We start from the raw sequence: 15,244 nt of genomic DNA, 5'->3' as shown, positions 1-15,244 counted from the left end.
AAACCGAACGTCCGTTCCTTTAAACGGTTGTGAGATAAGAGGCGGGGCGGGTCAAGGCCATAGACGCCGCAGAGAGGATTTTCCCCGGTCAGGCTCCGGGCCTCTGCGAAGCCACCTTGAGCTCCTTCGTCCGCTCGAGGCCGAGCCGGCGCTCGCGCCAGACGATGAAAAGGCCCGTGGCGGTCACGATGGAAGCGCCGACCAGGATGGTCGGGGTAGGCAGGTCCGAGAACATGAACCAGCCGAGCAGAAGCGCCCAGATCATCGTCGTATATTCGAACGGCGCGATCACGGAGGCATCCGCGTAGCGGTAGCTCTCGGTGAGGAGAATCTGCCCGATGCCGCCCAGAATGCCTGCTAGGACGAAAAGGCCCAGGTCGGTCGCGTCTGGCATGTTCCATCCGAAGACGATGGTGCAGAAGGAGAGGCCCGAGGCCAGGAGGAAGAAATAGAACACGATGGCGCCGGTCTTCTCGGTCCCGGTCAGCCGCCGCACCTGAACCATGGCGCCTGCGGAGAGGGCCGCGGCCAGAAGGGCGCATGCGGCGCCGAGCGCAGGACCGGCCATCATGCCTCCGGCGAATGTCTGCGGCGTCAGATAGGGCGAGAGCATGATCATCACGCCAACGAAGCCCACGGCGACGGCGGTCCATCGATAGGCGCGGACCGTCTCCTTGAGGAGAAGGGCCGCCAGGATCACGAGGATCAGGGGCGAGGCATAGCCGATGGCGATCGCTTCGTGGAGGGGCAGATAGGACAGGGCGGCGAAGCTCAGGGCCATGCTGACTGTGCCGAGCAGGCCGCGCTTGAAATGGCCCAGCACATTCTGCGTCCGCAGGCCGTCGATCAGATTTCCGCGCCAGGCCAGCCATGCCAGGAGCGGCAGGACCGCGAAGGCCGAGCGGAAGAAAACCACTTCACCGGTCGGATACCGATCCGTCAGGGTCTTGAGAGTGGCCGACATCATCGTGAAGACGAAGGCGGACAGGACTTTGAGGGAGATCCCCAGAAGAGGTTTCACGTCGACGAGCCATTGAGCGAGCGAAACGCACAAGAACCACGGCTGAGCCTTAAGGTGAAGTCCTTATCCGGGGCGGGCCACCTGCGTCTCTTGCATGGCAGGCTGGGCCTTCGTCACAAATCCGCAGCCGGACTGTCACAGAGGCGATACGCGAATCCCGTTTGGTCGATGCGAGCTCATGTCGCGAAAGGGCGTCGCATGCCGAGGGACCTGGAGACGATCCGCGTTCGTACGCTGTTCCTGTCGGATTTCCATCTAGGCACGAAAGGGTGCCAGGCGGAGGCGCTCCTGGACTTTCTCAGAACCTACGATGCGGAGACGATCTATCTCGTCGGCGACATCGTCGATGGATGGCGGTTGAGATCGGGCTGGTATTGGCCGCAGAGCCACAACGACGTGGTGCAGAAACTGCTGCGCAAGGTGCGCAAGGGTTCGTCCCTCGTCTACGTGCCCGGAAACCACGACGAGTTCCTGCGCGATTATGTGGGCGTCAATCTGGGCGGCATCGAACTGGCCGACCATGCGATCCACGAGACGGCGAACGGAAAGCGCTATCTCGTGATTCACGGAGATCAGTTCGATCTCGTCGTCCGGCATGCCCGCTGGCTCGCCCTCCTGGGGGATGGAGCCTACACGGCGGCCCTTTTCATCAACACCTACCTCAACATCGCGCGGCGCAGGCTCGGCCTGACTTACTGGTCCCTGTCGGCTTGGGCCAAGCTGAAGGTGAAGAACGCGGTGAACTTCATCAGCCGCTTCGAGGAGTTGTTGGCGGCGGAAGCGCGGCGGCAGGAGGTCGACGGCGTGATCTGCGGCCATATCCACCACGCGGCCATGCACGACAATTTCGGCATCGCTTACGTGAATACGGGCGATTGGGTGGAATCCTGCACCGTCGTGGTCGAGCACTGGGACGGGACGCTCGAACTGCTCCGATGGAACGAAGTCCCCAAGCGCAGCTTGTTGGCGCCGGATGTGGATGTTACATCGGAGCAGTATGTTGTTCTCGACAAGCGGAGCGCCTGATGCGCGTGCTTATCGTCACGGATGCCTGGCGGCCTCAGGTCAACGGCGTCGTACGTTCGCTCGAATACATGGCGGAGCACGGTCCGTCCTTCGGCATGGAGGTCTCGTTCCTGACGCCGGAACGGTTCCGCTCGGTCCCGATGCCGACCTATCCGGAGATTCGCCTGTCCCTGACGGGGCCGGGGCGGGTCGGGCGCATCATCGCCGAAACCGCTCCGGATCATGTGCATATCGCGACGGAGGGTCCGCTCGGCTGGTCCGCCCGTCTCGCGTGCCGGAATCAGGGCCGGGGCTTCACGACGAGCTATCACACGCGCTTTCCGGAATACCTGGCCGCTCGGCTGCCGGTGCCGGAGGCGTGGTCCTATGGCATCCTGCGCCGTTTCCATGGGGACGCGAGGGCCGTGATGGTCAGCACGCCATCCATCGAGCGCGAGCTGAGCGCCCGCGGCTTCCGGAACATCGTGCGTTGGACGAGAGGGGTCGACACCACGCTGTTTCGCCCTCGCCACGAGCGTGTCCTCGATGGCCCCGGCCCGGTCTTTCTCTATGTGGGCCGCGTCGCGGTGGAGAAGAATCTCCGGGCTTTCCTGTCCCTCGACCTGCCGGGCAGCAAGGTCGTGGTCGGCGACGGGCCGGCCCGTCAGGACCTCGAGCGGCAATATGGCGGGCGGGTTCGCTTTCTCGGCGCCCTTGCGGGCGAGGAATTGGCCCGGGTCTACGCGTCCTCGGACGTGTTCGTGTTCCCGAGCCTGACGGATACTTTCGGGATCGTTCTGCTCGAGGCGTTGGCATCCGGGGTTCCCATCGCGGCCTTCCCGGTGCCGGGTCCTCTGGATGTCGTGGGGGCGTCGGGGTGCGGGATCCTCGATGCCAACCTGCGCAAGGCCTCCCTTGCCGCATTGGAGATCCCGAAAGATCGATGCCGGGCCTATGGCGAAACCTTCACCTGGAGAGAGAGCGCACGGCAGTTCTTCTCGCACATCGAGGCGGCTCATGCAGCCGCCTGAAATGACGGGCACCGTCAACAAATCCGTAAGCATCGGCTCTTGGCTGTCGTAACGACATGTCTCAAATGGACGATCCTCCCCGCTTCTGCTGATTCCCGAAAGCTCCCTCCTTGACCTCTTCGATCAGAGCCCTCGAACTCCGCCTGGGCGCCTTGCAGGCGGCAAGTTTCGTGAGCCACGGCGTGTATCTGCCGTTCTTCCCCCTCTGGCTCCAAAGCAAGGCGCTGTCCCCCACGCTCATCGGTCTCGTGGTCGCCATCCCCATCGTCGTGCGCATCATCGCGACGGCTCCGCTGCTCAGTCTCGCCGATCGGTCCTTCGGTGCCCGGCGTCTGCTGATCGCCAGCCACATGGGCCAGATGATGATCTTTCCACTGCTGCTGCTGTCCGACCACAGCCTGACGATCATCGCGCTCGTGGCCCTCGTCGCCTTCGCCCAGGCGGCAATCCTTCCCGGCAACGACCTCGTGTCCACGAATGCGGTTCAGCGCCATCCCGGCCTCCATTACGGGCGCATCCGGGGCACCGGCTCGGTCGCGTATTTCATCACCAATATCCTGGCCGGTTATCTCGTCGGCGCCTTCGGGCCGACGATGGTGATCCTGGCGCTTACCTTCATCCCGGTCCTCGGCATCTCGGCGACTTTGGCCGCCGTTCCGGACGAGGTTCCCGACCATCCCTCCAGAAAGCCGGGCGAGGAGGCGAAAACGACCCCTGCGCTGCCGGGCGTCCTCTGGCTTCTCCTGATCGCAGGCGCGGTCACGCAGGGCAGCCATGGCGCGCTCAACGCCTTTGCCAGCATCTACTGGCGCTCGCTCGGCTTCTCGGATTTGGTCATCGGCTATTTCTGGGCCGTGGGCGTGATCGCGGAGATCCTGGTCTTCATCTTTCTCGGGCGGGTGGTCGGGCGCGGTTCCGGCGTCGGGCTGATCCTCCTCGGATCGGCGGCCGCGGTCATCCGCTTCTCGCTGATGTCTCTGCAGCCGGCGCTCGGCGTGAGCCTCCTCCTGCAGGTCACCCATAGCCTGACTTTCGCCGCCACCCATATCGGCACCATGGCGGCCCTGACCGCGCTCGCGCCGATGCAGGCGCGGGGGCGGGCACAGGGCATCTATGGCTCGCTTGCCGCTCTGACGACGGCGATCTCCACCATCGGCAGCGGCATGATCTACGAGGAGGGCGGGTCGCTGGTCTTTGCCGCGATGGCTCCCTTGGGCGCCATCGGCTTCATTCTCACGCTGATCGTGATCCGCAGGCTGAAGGCTCAGCCCCAGAGGGCGGGCTCGGGAGGGTAGACGAGGCTGCCCTCGTATCTCAGGCCGGGGTCCCGATCCCTGGCGAGAAGCAGGGGGCCGTCCAGGTCCACGAAGCGGCACCGGGGCGCAATCACCAGGGCAGGGGCCATGGCGAGCGACGTTCCGACCATGCAGCCGATCATGAGCGAGAAGCCGAGCGCCTCGGCCGCATCGGCCAGGGCCAGCGCCTCGGTCAGGCCGCCGGTCTTGTCGAGCTTGATGTTCACCACGTCGTAGAGCCCGACGAGACGCTGCAGGCCCTGGCGATCATGGACGCTCTCGTCCGCCATGATGGGGACGGGCCGCTCGATCCGGGCCAGGAAACCGTCGGCCTTGGCTGGGAGGGGCTGTTCCACCAGGGCGTAGCCCTCCTCGGCGCAGGCGGCGAGATGCGCTTCGATATTGCCCTCGGTCCAGCCTTCGTTGGCGTCCGCGATGAGCGTCGCATCCGGGGCGGCCTGCCGCACGGCGCGGATCCGCGCGATGTCGCCGTCGGGGCCGCCGAACTTCACCTTCAGGATCGGGCGCTCCGCGGCCTTGGCCGCCGCCTCGGCCATGCCCTCGGGGGTATCGAGGCTGATCGTGTAGGCCGTGGTCACGGGCTGCCACCGGGTCAGGCCCGCCGTAATATGGGCGCGGATGCCGGAGCGCTTCGCGTCGAGGTCCCAGAGTGCGCAATCCACCGCGTTGCGCGCGGCTCCCGCGGCCATGGCGGATTGAAGCGCCTCCCGCGTCAGCCCGGCCTCGATCTGCGGGCGCATCGCCTCAATGGCGGCCGCCACGCCTTCCACCGTCTCGCCGTAGCGCGGGTAGGGCACGCATTCTCCGTGCCCGATGGCGCCGTCTTCAACGATGGTGGCCGTCACCACCACGGCCTCCGTGCGCGAGCCGCGGGAGATGGTGAATTTGCCCGCGATGGGGAACCTGTCGACGGAAACGGTAAGGTGACGCATTCTCTGGGGCTTCTCTTTGGAAGTTCATCTCGACTTCTGACGCAGCTACACGCTATCACCAAGCGGAATCAATGCCGGAAGGATCACCGTGGCGCAGAGCACCCTGGCTCAAGGGCCGCAGCTGAAAATCGAGCGTGCCGGAAACAAGGTCACGGCCGTGCTGGCAGGTCCCTGGACCGCCGGGCACGCGCGGGACGTGGAATCCCTTGCGGGCGAGATCGCGGCGCAGGCCGACCGGCACCACCTCATCATCGATCTCGCCGGAGTCCAGCGGCTCGACACCCTGGGGGCGTGGGTTCTCGACCGAACCCGTCACGAGCTCGGAGGAAAAGGCCTGGCGTCGGATTTCGTGAACGCCACCCAGGAGCAGGACATCCTCCTGAACGAGGTCGCCTATCGCGGCTTCCAGGAGATGTCCAAGCCCCGGCGCTCGCGCCTCGTCGACTTCTTCGTCGACGTGGGCCATACGGTCGCCGAGGCGGGAAGCGACCTGGTGCGCGGCGTCGCGTTCCTGGGCGAACTCATCGCGGCCTTCATCCGGGTCGTCACCCATCCCCGGCGGTTCCGGGGCACCGCGGTCGTGAACCAGCTGGAGCAGATCGCCTATCGGGGCGTGCCCATCATCGTCCTGATTTCGTTCCTGGTGGGCGCGATCGTCGCCCAGCAGGGCATCTTCCAGCTCGTCAAATTCGGCGCCACGCCCTTCGTGGTGGACCTCATCGGCATCCTCGTGATGCGCGAATTGGGCGTGCTGCTGACCTCGATCATGGTCGCGGGCCGCTCCGGTTCCGCCTTCACGGCCGAGATCGGCTCGATGAAGATGCGGGAGGAGATCGACGCCCTGCGTGTCATGGGGCTCGATCCCATCGAGGTGCTGATCCTGCCTCGCATCCTCGCCCTCATCATCGGCCTGCCTCTGCTCACCTTCCTCGCCTCCATCGCGGCGCTCCTCGGCGGCGGCATCACGGCCTGGGTGTATGGCGACATCAGCCCGGACGTGTTCCTGACCCGCCTGAAGGCGGCGATCGCGTTCAACACCTTCATGGTCGGCCTGATCAAGGCGCCGTTCATGGCCATGATCATCGGCATCATCGCCACGCTGGAGGGCTTGGCGGTGGCGGGCTCAGCGGAATCCCTCGGCCGGCACGTGACCTCATCGGTCGTGAAGGCGATCTTCATGGTCATCGTGCTCGACGGCCTCTTCGCCATGTTCTTCGCGGCCATCCGGTACTGAAACAATGCTCGAACGGCATCATCCCGCCCCCACTGAGAACCGTGAAGTGATCATCCGCGTGCGGGGGGTCGAGGTGGGCTTCGGCGACAGGACCATCCTCAAGGACCTCGATCTCGACGTCTATCGCGGCGAGATCCTCGGCTTCGTCGGCGCGTCGGGCCAAGGCAAGTCGGTGCTGACCCGCGCCATTCTGGGGCTCGTTCCCAAGCGCGCGGGGACCATCGAGGTGCTCGGCCGCAATCTCGACGATCTGTCCCCGGCTGAACGCCGCCTCATGGAACGGCACTGGGGGGTGCTGTTCCAGCAGGGCGCCCTGTTCTCGGCGCTCACCGTGAAGCAGAACGTCCAAGTCCCGATGCGCGAGCATCTCGACCTCTCCGAGCGCCTCCTGGACGAGCTCGCCATGCTCAAGATCGAGATGGTGGGCCTCAGCCCGGATGCGGCGGACAAGCTGCCCGCGGAACTCTCTGGCGGCATGATCAAGCGCGCGGCGCTCGCCCGGGCGCTCGCTCTCGATCCCGACATCGTCTTCCTCGACGAGCCCACATCCGGCCTCGATCCCATCGGCGCAGGCGATTTCGACGAGCTGATTGCGACGTTACAGCGGACTTTAGGGCTTACCGTATTCATGGTAACGCACGATCTCGACAGCCTTTACACGGTCTGCGACCGGATCGCGGCGCTGGGTGAGGGAAAAATTCTGGCGGAAGGCCCCATCGAGGCGATGCTGGCATCAGATCACCCGTGGCTCCGCTCCTATTTTCACGGAAAACGGGCTCGCGCGGCATCGGCCGGCGGCGCGTAAGGGTCAACGATGGAAACGCGTGCGAACTACGCTCTGATCGGCATCTTCACCCTGGCGGTGATCGCTGCGGCGTTCGGCTTCGTCTATTGGTTCTCCGGAGGAAGCCGGGGCCAGGAACGGCAGGCCGTGCGCATCGTGTTCTCGGGTTCCGTCTCGGGCCTGTCCCAGGGTTCCAGCGTCTCGTTCAACGGCCTGCGCGTGGGCGAGGTGACCCAGATCAGCCTTCTTCCCGAGGATCCGCGCCGCGTCGTCGCCATCGTCCAGGTGGACAGGAGCACACCGGTCCGCGCCGATACACGCGCCCGTCTCGAATACCAGGGCCTGACCGGCGTTGCGAATATCGGCCTCTCGGGTGGCGAGCCCGGCGCTCCTCCGCTGGTGGCCGGCCCCGGCCAGCCGCTGCCGACCATCTTCGCGGACCGTTCCGACTTCCAGGATCTGATCGAGACCGCGCGCAACATCGCCCGCCGGGCCGACGACGTGCTCGAGCGCGTGGGCCGCGTCATCGCCGACAACGAAGGGTCGATCAATCGGACTGTTCAGAACGTGGAACGCTTCTCCCAGGCGCTGGGCGAGAACGCGGACGGCATCGACCGCTTCCTGGCCCAGGTCGGACAGGCGGCGGAGAAGATCGGCCCCCTGGCCGAGAAGCTCGACACGCTCGCCGGCAACGTCGATCAGGTCGTTCGCGCGGTCGAGCCGCAGCGGGTGAACCGAATCGTCGAGAACGTGGACAACTTCACCCAGGCCCTCGGCGAGAACCGGCAGGTGGTCAGCGAGGCCCTGCGGGATGCCGCGACCCTGGTGCGCAGCCTCAACGATACCGCTCCGAAGCTCGATGTCGCCGTGTCCGAGATCTCGGACGTCGTGAAGGCCATCGATCCGAACAAGGTGAGCCGCACGGTCGACAACGTCCAAAGCTTCACCGATACGCTCAATCGTCGCAGCCCCGATATCGACAAGGCCATCCAGGAGGCGCGCTCGATCACCGAGAAGCTGAACAAATCCGCCGATCGCATCGACGCCGTTCTGGCGGGCGCCGAAAAGTTCCTGGGCTCGGCCTCGGGAGAGGCGGGCAGGGGGGCCTTCGACGAAATCAAGGCGGCCGCCGTCTCCGTGCGTGAGCTCGCCGACGATTTGAATGCCCGCACGAGCGGCATCGAAGGAGTCGTGAAGGGCGTCGGCCGCTTCACCGATTCAGGACTCCGCGAGTACGAGGCGCTCGCCGTCGAGGGCCGCAAGACGCTGGAGGACATCAGCCGGGCGGTCCGGAGCATCGAGCGTAATCCACAGCAGTTTCTTTTCGGTGGCCGTTCGAACCTCCCTGAATACAATGGACGCCGCTAAGTAACCCCTATGCGTGGATCATCCGTGTCATTCCTCCCGACCGAACTCCGGCCGCTCCGGCGCCTGACGCCCGTGGTGCTCCTGGCGGCACTGGCCGGCGCCTGCTCGTCGGGCCCGGCGCCGACGTCGTATGATCTCTCCGCGCCGACGTCTCGGATCAGGGGCGCTGCCGGCGTCCAGGTGCTCGTGAACGAACCGGCCGCCCTTCAGACCCTGTCGAGCCAGCAGATTCTGGTGAAGGATGCGAGCGGCACGGTCTCCTTTCTGGGTGGCGGGCAGTGGGCCGACAACCTGCCGCGCCTCATCCAGACCCGCCTGATCAACACCTTCGAAAACGCCTCCCAGCTCCGCGGGGTCTCCCGCCCCAGCAGCGGCGCGGTCGCCGATGTGCAGCTCGTCTCGGAACTCCGGAGCTTCGAGATCGCGACGCCCGCCAACGAGGCCGTGGTGGAGATGTCCGTGAAGATCGTCAGCGATCAGAGCGGGCGCATCGTGAATGGCCGCATTTTCCGCGCCCGGACCCCCGTGGCCGCCGTCGACGCCCCGAACGGCGCGCGGGCTCTCGACGAGGCGCTGTCCACGGTGATGCTCGACATCGTCCGCTGGGTGAGCGGCAGCCAGCTGCCTCGGCGCGAGGAACCGGGCGATCTGCGCAGCGAAGCGCCGGCCAGGGAGCAGGCGCCGACCTAAGCGTTTGGGCCGCCGCGTGCCAATACTCCGCGTCTCGAGCCCCCGGACGTGGTCGGCCGGGGCCGATCCCCGGAGCGAGGCCGGGGATGGAGCCCGTTAAGCCCTCACCACCAGAACCGAGCACTTGGCGTGCCGCACGATGGTGGAGGCGTTCGATCCCAAAAGATAGCTGGCCATGCTCGGGCGGTGCGAGCCGATGACGATGAGGTCCGCGCCGGTCTTCTCGGCCTCGTCGAGCACCTCGGCGTAAACGGAGCCAAGACGCACCGCGGCGGAGACGCGCTCGGCGGGGAGCTTCACCTGGGCTGCGAGCTTGGCGAGCTTCTTCTCGGCCTCGTCCTGCTGCTCCTGGTCGAAGGCCGGGGGCATGAACTCCATGTAGGTCACGGGCACGATGGCGCGCACATAGATGAGACGGACGCTGCCCTCGCCGTTTTCGGCGAGCTCGACCGCCTTGTCGATAGCGGGCTTCACCGCTCCGATTTCACCGAGATCGACGGGAACCAGGATCGTCTTGAACATGGCAAACCTCCGGATCAGCCCTGACGGGTGGGGGTGTGAACGACGAGACCGTCCATCTCCGGCCGGACCCTGATCTGGCAGGACAGGCGCGAATTGGGGCGGACGTCGAAGGCGAAGTCCAGCATATCCTCTTCCATGGGCTGAGGCTGGCCGGTGACGGATTCCCACTCCTCCTCGACATAGACGTGGCAGGTCGCGCAGGAACAGGCGCCGCCACATTCGGCCTCGATGCCGGGAATGCCGTTGCGAATGGCGGTTTCCATGACCGTCGAGCCCTCCTCGGCCTCGACGGTCCGGGCTGTGCCCTCGGCATCGATGAAAGTAATCTTGATCATTGCGGACCTTTCTGTGACGGCGCATATTTAAGATACGGCGCGCCGGATGACGAGAGATGAGCGTAGGCTTGCCGTCTTTTCGCCGTATTTTCCCCGGTAGTGCAAGTTACTGAGCCGTTAACGACGTTCGCAAGTGGCAGGGGACATCGGGTTTCCTTGAACATGACCGGCCGCTAAACTCGCTTGGTAAATAGTAGATTACCGCGCGGAAGGACTCTCAGCAGTTTTCCGCGCCGGCTGACGTCACGCATCGCCTCTTGATGGTCAAGGGAATGCGGCGGCTTCAACCACCATCAGTTGCGTCACGAGGGCGGATCATGGCGACCGAGCAGAAGAAGATAAAAGACCCGGCGGAGGCGGCCCTTTCGGCTGTTGAGCAAGCGCTCAATCTTGAGGAGACGTTCGAGATCTCCTCGCCCGACCAGCCGAACGACAAGTCTTCTTCCGAGGAGCCCAAGCTTCCGGATATCGACGCGCACGACTTCACGAAGGGTCCGTTCTCCCTCAACCCCGATCTTCCGGACGAGGGGGGTGACGGTCGCTCGCACGAGCGCGACATGAGGCTGGACGATACGCCCCGTTCCGGCTTCCTCGCGCCCGACCGCGCCGCCGTCGCCAACGACGACCGCCAGAACGTCGGCGTGATGCTGCAGGCCCTTCAGGTTCGCGCCTCCTCCCGCGCTTACGTTTTCGCGACCCTCGCATCCCTTCTCTGGATCGGCGCCATCGGATATTTCCTCTACGCGCAGGGGCTCGCGGCGCCCGAACAGCTGCTCGCCACCTTCTCCCCCTCGCAGCTGGCACTGGGCGCCGTCGCCGTGGTTGCCCCGGTCGTCCTGTTCTTCATCGCCGCGATGCTCACCATCCGCTCGCAGGAGATGAAGATGGTGGCCCGCGCCGTCGGCGAAGTGGCCGTTCGTCTCGCCCAGCCGGAGAATTTCTCCACTGATGCGGTTCTCTCCGTCTCCCAGGCCGTGCGCCGCGAAGTGGCTGCCGTGGGCGACGGCGTGGAACGTGCGCTGGCCCGCGCGGGCGAGCTCGAAACCCTGGTGCGCAGCGAGATTTCCACCCTGGAGCGCGCCTATTCCGACAACGAGATCCGCATCCGCTCCCTGATCGATGAGCTCGTGGCTCAGCGCGAGGCCATCGTCTCCAACGCGGAGCGCGTGCGCGGCGCCATCACCGGCGTTCACCAGAACCTGATCCAGGACCTCGACACCGCCAGCGAGCGCGTCGTCACCGCCGTCGGCGGCGCGGGCGACAGGGTCACCGGCTCCCTGGAGCAGCAGGGCGACCAGATCACCCAGGCTCTCGGCCGCGCCGGCGAACGCGTGGTCGAGGAGATGGCGAGCCGCGGCGTCGAGCTCGTGGAGCGCCTCTCGGGCGCCAGCGAAGAGATCAAGACAGGCATCGCCGAGGTCGGCACCACCATCACCGGCGCCCTGGAAAGCAAGGCCCAGGACATCACCGGCGCCTTCGAGCGCACCGGCGACGTTCTCACCCGCCACCTGCAGGAGGGCGCGAGCCAGGTCACCCGCACGCTGGCCGAGACGGGCCGCGGCGTCATCGAAGCCCTTGCCCAGCAGGGCAACGACGTGCGCGAGGCCTTCGAGCAGACGGCGCGGAGCCTGGAAGAGAGCTTCGCGCAGCGCGGCAGCGAGATCACCGAGAAGCTGGCAGCGACCGGCGGCGTGATCGCCGACGACATTTCCGCCCGCACGACCGAGATGCGCGAACAGATCGCCGCCGCCGGCCTCTCCGTGAGCGAGGAACTCACGGCCCGGGGCACGGCTCTGCGGGAGCAGCTCGCCACCACCGGCTCGGATGTGGTCAACGACATCATCGCCCACGGAAACGGCTTCCGCGAGAATCTGGCCGCCACGGCGTCCGAGATTGGCAGCCAGATCGCCCTGCGCGGCAACGAGGTGCGCGAGCATCTCGAAAGCGCCGTGCGCTTGGCCGACGAGTCCATCGGCAGCCGCGTCGAGGATCTCGCCGTTCGCCTCGAGACCGCCAGCCAGCGTGTCAGCGAGTCCGTGACGGTTCAGGGTCAGGCTCTCGAGACCAACCTCACCCAGGCCGGCGAGCGCATCTCCTCCCTCCTGGGCTCCAAGGTCGAGGAGTTCCAGGCCGCGTTCGAAAACCGCGGCCAGGAGCTCTTCGAGACCCTGTCCCGCCATACGGACGAAGCGCAGACCCGCCTCGCGGGCACGGGCAAGGATATCGTGCTTGCCATCGCCACGCAGGGCGCGCGCGTCAACGACGTCCTCAACCGCACGGCGGAGACTCTCACGAACACCGTCGAGACCCGCACCCGCGAGATCGAGGAAACCCTCGGCTCGCGCCTCGAATCCATCGAGGGCGTCATGGGCCGCGGCGGCGAGATCGCCGATCGCATCTCCCGCGAGGTGGGCACCCTGACCGAGACGATCAGCGGCCGCTTCGAGGAGATGGACCGCCTCATCACCGTGCAGGGCCGCACTGTGGCGGAGACCTTCGCCGAGCGCGCCCGCGATGCGACCACCGCCATCGAGACCCAGCTTTCGACCCTCGAAGAGCACGCCTCTCGCCGCACGATGGAAATCACCAGCAATTTCGACACCATCGTCGAACGCGTGGACAGCGTCCTCAGCGCCCGCTCCACGGCTTTGAACGAAGCGCTCGTGGTGCGCACGGGCGAGCTGGCCCGCGTGATGGCCGAAGGCGGCCGTGACGTGGCGACAGCCCTTCAGGCCCGCGTCGACGAGATCGGCCAGGCGATCACCGCGAAGACCAACAGCATCGCGGACGCCCTGTCCTCCAGGGCCCAGCAGATCGGCGAGACGCTGGATGCCCGCGCCTCCAGCATCAACGAGATCCTCGGCACCCGCGCGGGCGAGATCACGCAGACGATCGAAAATCGCATCTCCACGATCAACCAGATCCTCGGGGACCGGGCGGACGAGATCGCCGAGGCGCTCGGCGCCCGCGCCTTCGAGATCAACCAGACCCTCGGCAACCGTGCGGACGAGATCGCTTCGACCCTTGACGAGCGCGTGTCGAAGTTCGAGGAGCGCGTAGTCAACCGCCTCGGCGGCGTTGCGGAAGCCATCGACGAGCGCGGCCTGGCCGTCGTCTCCTCGCTCAACAGCCGCATCGGCGAGATCCGGTCGATCTTCGACAAGCAGGGCAACTCGCTGGTCGAAACCCTGGGCACCCGCGGCGAGGTGATCGGCCGTGAGGTCGAAGCCATCACCGAGAACACGCTGCGCGCCCTCGATGAACGCAGCAAGACCATGCTGTCGTCGCTCCAGGAGCGCACGATGGAGCTCACCTCCTCCTATGCGCAGTCGACCGAGGCCATGCGCACGGCCATCGACGACGGCACGGAGCGCACGGTGGAGACCCTCGTCGGCACCAACGAGCGCCTGCGCGGCGAGTTAGCGGACGTGCTCGGCCGTCTGCAGGAGGCAAGCCGCACCCTGCAGGAAGTCGCCACCTCCGCCAGCGGCAATCTCGGCGCCGTCGAGGACGGCCTGGGCGGCCGCGTGCAGCAGATCGAGAGCCTCCTTTCGGAAATCGCCACGCAGGCGAACCACGCCTCCGATCAGGTGGCCGATCAGGTCGACGCCCTGCGCAGCGTGTCCGCCGGCGCGATCCAGCAGGCCATGGACCTCGCCCAATCCCTCGACGAACGCGGCCGTGCGCTCACCGAGACGACCTACGAGCAGATCAACACCCTGACCCAGGCGGCGTCCGCCCTGGAGCGCGTCGAGAGCCGCATGACCGAGGCCCTGGCCAGCCGCCAGAGCGCCCTGGACGAATTGCTCGGCCGTATCGAGGAGCGTTCGCAGGACCTCGAATCCGTCACTCGCTCCTTCACGACGCTCGTGGAAGGCTCTCTCCAGAACGCCGAGTCCAAGGCGCGCCAGATCGGCTCCGTCCTGTCCGACGCGGCAACGACCACCACTCAGGCGATCGGCGAGCAGTTCGACCGAATCCGCCTGACGACCGGCGTGGAAAGCGAGCGCACCGCAGCGACCCTGCGGACGAGCTACGAGAAGGCTGCCGCAGAGATGGCGGAAGCGCTCAGCGGCGCCACTGCGAAGTTCCGCGAAACCATGGGCGAGCTGCGCGGCATGACCGGCCAGATCCAGCGCGAGCTGGAAGCCACCCGCGCCGAGCTGCGCCGCGGCGTGGTGGAACTGCCGCAGGAGACCCAGGAGACCACCGCCAACATGCGCCGCGTGGTCGCCGACCAGATCAAGGCGCTCAACGAGCTCTCCGCCCTGGTCTCGCGGTCGAACCGCGTGGTCGATGCGGCTCCGGCCGCACAGCCCCGCCGTGCTGCCGTCAACGAGACGCCGGTCGCGGCCACGATGGCCGCAGTTGCCGCCGCCGTCGAACAGCGCATCGCCTCTCCGGCTCCCGCTCCGGCCCCTGCGCCGAGTGTCGCCCGACAGGCCGAAGCTCGTCCGGCTCCGGCGCCGGCTCCCGCCCCCATGCGTCAGACGCCCGCGGAGCGCCCCGCTTCCCGTCGGGAAGAGGCCGCTTCCGCCCGCAATGCTGGTTCTCCCCGCAGCGGCTGGCTCTCGGACCTTCTGACCCGCGCCTCGCGCGACGACGAGGAGCCCGAGCACGGCGCTGGCCGCGCCCGCGCCAACGGCCTCGAGTCCCTGGACTCGATCTCGGTCGACATCGCCCGCATGATCGATCACGATGCGGCCGTGGATTTGTGGGATCGCTATCGCCGTGGTGAGGCCAACGTGTTCAGCCGCCGCCTCTATACGGCGCAGGGTCAGCAGACCTTCGAGGAGATCCGGCAGAAATATCGCCGCGACGCGGAGTTCCGCCAGACGGTCGATCGTTACGTGGACGAGTTCGAGCGTCTTCTCACCGAGGTCTCTCGCGACGATCGCGACTCGACGTTGACCAAGACCTATCTCACGTCTGAAACCGGCAAGGTCTACACCATGCTGGCTCACGCGAGCGGACGGTTCGAGTAAGTCCGGCTCACGCCGAGGAGA

General features: G+C 66.4%; 12 protein-coding genes. 8 read left to right on the top strand and 4 right to left on the bottom strand.

The genetic code is table 11. From position 1 onward, the window contains the following. Positions 1–88: 88 nt before the first annotated feature. Positions 89–1,021, bottom strand: coding sequence for a DMT family transporter (locus ACS5Q0_RS03415; RefSeq protein ID WP_473125195.1), 933 nt, complete (start codon positions 1,019–1,021; stop codon positions 89–91). 198 nt (positions 1,022–1,219) lie between these two features. Here ACS5Q0_RS03415 and ACS5Q0_RS03410 point away from each other — a divergent pair, with 198 nt between their 5' ends. From ACS5Q0_RS03410 to ACS5Q0_RS03400, 3 genes are all read left to right on the top strand, one after another. Continuing rightward, on the top strand, positions 1,220–2,047 hold the full coding sequence (locus ACS5Q0_RS03410; RefSeq protein WP_473125194.1) for a UDP-2,3-diacylglucosamine diphosphatase: 828 nt from the start codon (positions 1,220–1,222) through the stop codon (positions 2,045–2,047). Continuing rightward, positions 2,047–3,057: a glycosyltransferase family 4 protein gene (locus ACS5Q0_RS03405; RefSeq protein WP_473125193.1), complete on the top strand. Its 1,011-nt coding sequence runs from the start codon at positions 2,047–2,049 to the stop codon at positions 3,055–3,057. Before ACS5Q0_RS03410 ends, ACS5Q0_RS03405 begins: the two co-directional genes overlap by 1 nt. Before the next feature lie 110 nt (positions 3,058–3,167). Beyond that, positions 3,168–4,352, top strand: coding sequence for an MFS transporter (locus tag ACS5Q0_RS03400; RefSeq protein ID WP_473125192.1), 1,185 nt, complete (start codon positions 3,168–3,170; stop codon positions 4,350–4,352). Here ACS5Q0_RS03400 and dgcA read toward each other — a convergent pair. Further along, positions 4,322–5,305 carry an N-acetyl-D-Glu racemase DgcA gene (dgcA, locus tag ACS5Q0_RS03395; protein WP_473125191.1) on the bottom strand — a complete coding sequence of 328 codons (984 nt, stop codon included), beginning with the start codon at positions 5,303–5,305 and terminating at the stop codon, positions 4,322–4,324. The genes ACS5Q0_RS03400 and dgcA overlap by 31 nt on opposite strands. 88 nt (positions 5,306–5,393) lie before the next feature. Between dgcA and ACS5Q0_RS03390 the strand changes: the two genes are divergently transcribed. Genes ACS5Q0_RS03390 through ACS5Q0_RS03375 form a run of 4 tightly spaced genes read left to right on the top strand, consistent with a single transcriptional unit; the run spans position 5,394 to position 9,381 of the window. Beyond that, a complete protein-coding gene (locus tag ACS5Q0_RS03390) occupies positions 5,394–6,539 on the top strand; it encodes an ABC transporter permease (RefSeq protein WP_473125190.1) in 1,146 nt (381 codons plus the stop codon). A gap of 4 nt (positions 6,540–6,543) precedes the next feature. Further along, positions 6,544–7,344 carry an ABC transporter ATP-binding protein gene (locus tag ACS5Q0_RS03385; RefSeq protein ID WP_473125189.1) on the top strand — a complete coding sequence of 267 codons (801 nt, stop codon included), beginning with the start codon at positions 6,544–6,546 and terminating at the stop codon, positions 7,342–7,344. Positions 7,345–7,353: 9 nt separating this feature from the next. Beyond that, positions 7,354–8,691, top strand: coding sequence for an MlaD family protein (locus tag ACS5Q0_RS03380; protein WP_473125188.1), 1,338 nt, complete (start codon positions 7,354–7,356; stop codon positions 8,689–8,691). A 24-nt stretch (positions 8,692–8,715) separates the two neighbouring features. Continuing rightward, the gene (locus ACS5Q0_RS03375) at positions 8,716–9,381 is read left to right on the top strand and encodes an ABC-type transport auxiliary lipoprotein family protein (protein WP_473125187.1); all 666 of its coding nucleotides are present in this window, start codon (positions 8,716–8,718) and stop codon (positions 9,379–9,381) included. A 96-nt stretch (positions 9,382–9,477) separates the two neighbouring features. Here ACS5Q0_RS03375 and ACS5Q0_RS03370 read toward each other — a convergent pair whose 3' ends face one another. Further along, positions 9,478–9,903, bottom strand: a complete 426-nt coding sequence (locus tag ACS5Q0_RS03370; protein WP_473125186.1) for a universal stress protein — start codon at positions 9,901–9,903, stop codon at positions 9,478–9,480. 14 nt (positions 9,904–9,917) lie between these two features. Continuing rightward, positions 9,918–10,238 (bottom strand): 2Fe-2S iron-sulfur cluster-binding protein, encoded by a 321-nt coding sequence (locus ACS5Q0_RS03365; RefSeq protein WP_473125185.1) that lies wholly within the window; start codon positions 10,236–10,238, stop codon positions 9,918–9,920. 317 nt (positions 10,239–10,555) lie between these two features. On the opposite strand from ACS5Q0_RS03365, the gene ACS5Q0_RS03360 reads away from it, so the two are divergent. Further along, a complete protein-coding gene (locus ACS5Q0_RS03360; protein WP_473125184.1) occupies positions 10,556–15,223 on the top strand; it encodes an apolipoprotein A-IV repeat region-like domain-containing protein in 4,668 nt (1,555 codons plus the stop codon). Positions 15,224–15,244 lie beyond the last annotated feature (21 nt).

The sequence above is a fragment of the Microvirga sp. HS2 genome (assembly GCF_055792805.1).
Note: the sequence above shows the minus strand (reverse complement) of the source record. Positions and strands in the feature narration are given on the sequence as shown.

Coding starts and splice junctions, on each gene's coding strand:
- ACS5Q0_RS03385 (WP_473125189.1), top strand. CDS start 6,544: ATGCTCGAACGGCATCATCCCGCCCCCACTGAGAACCGTGAAGTGATC.
- ACS5Q0_RS03405 (WP_473125193.1), top strand. CDS start 2,047: ATGCGCGTGCTTATCGTCACGGATGCCTGGCGGCCTCAGGTCAACGGC.
- ACS5Q0_RS03365 (WP_473125185.1), bottom strand. CDS start 10,238: ATGATCAAGATTACTTTCATCGATGCCGAGGGCACAGCCCGGACCGTC.
- ACS5Q0_RS03360 (WP_473125184.1), top strand. CDS start 10,556: ATGGCGACCGAGCAGAAGAAGATAAAAGACCCGGCGGAGGCGGCCCTT.
- ACS5Q0_RS03410 (WP_473125194.1), top strand. CDS start 1,220: ATGCCGAGGGACCTGGAGACGATCCGCGTTCGTACGCTGTTCCTGTCG.
- dgcA (WP_473125191.1), bottom strand. CDS start 5,305: ATGCGTCACCTTACCGTTTCCGTCGACAGGTTCCCCATCGCGGGCAAA.
- ACS5Q0_RS03370 (WP_473125186.1), bottom strand. CDS start 9,903: ATGTTCAAGACGATCCTGGTTCCCGTCGATCTCGGTGAAATCGGAGCG.
- ACS5Q0_RS03380 (WP_473125188.1), top strand. CDS start 7,354: ATGGAAACGCGTGCGAACTACGCTCTGATCGGCATCTTCACCCTGGCG.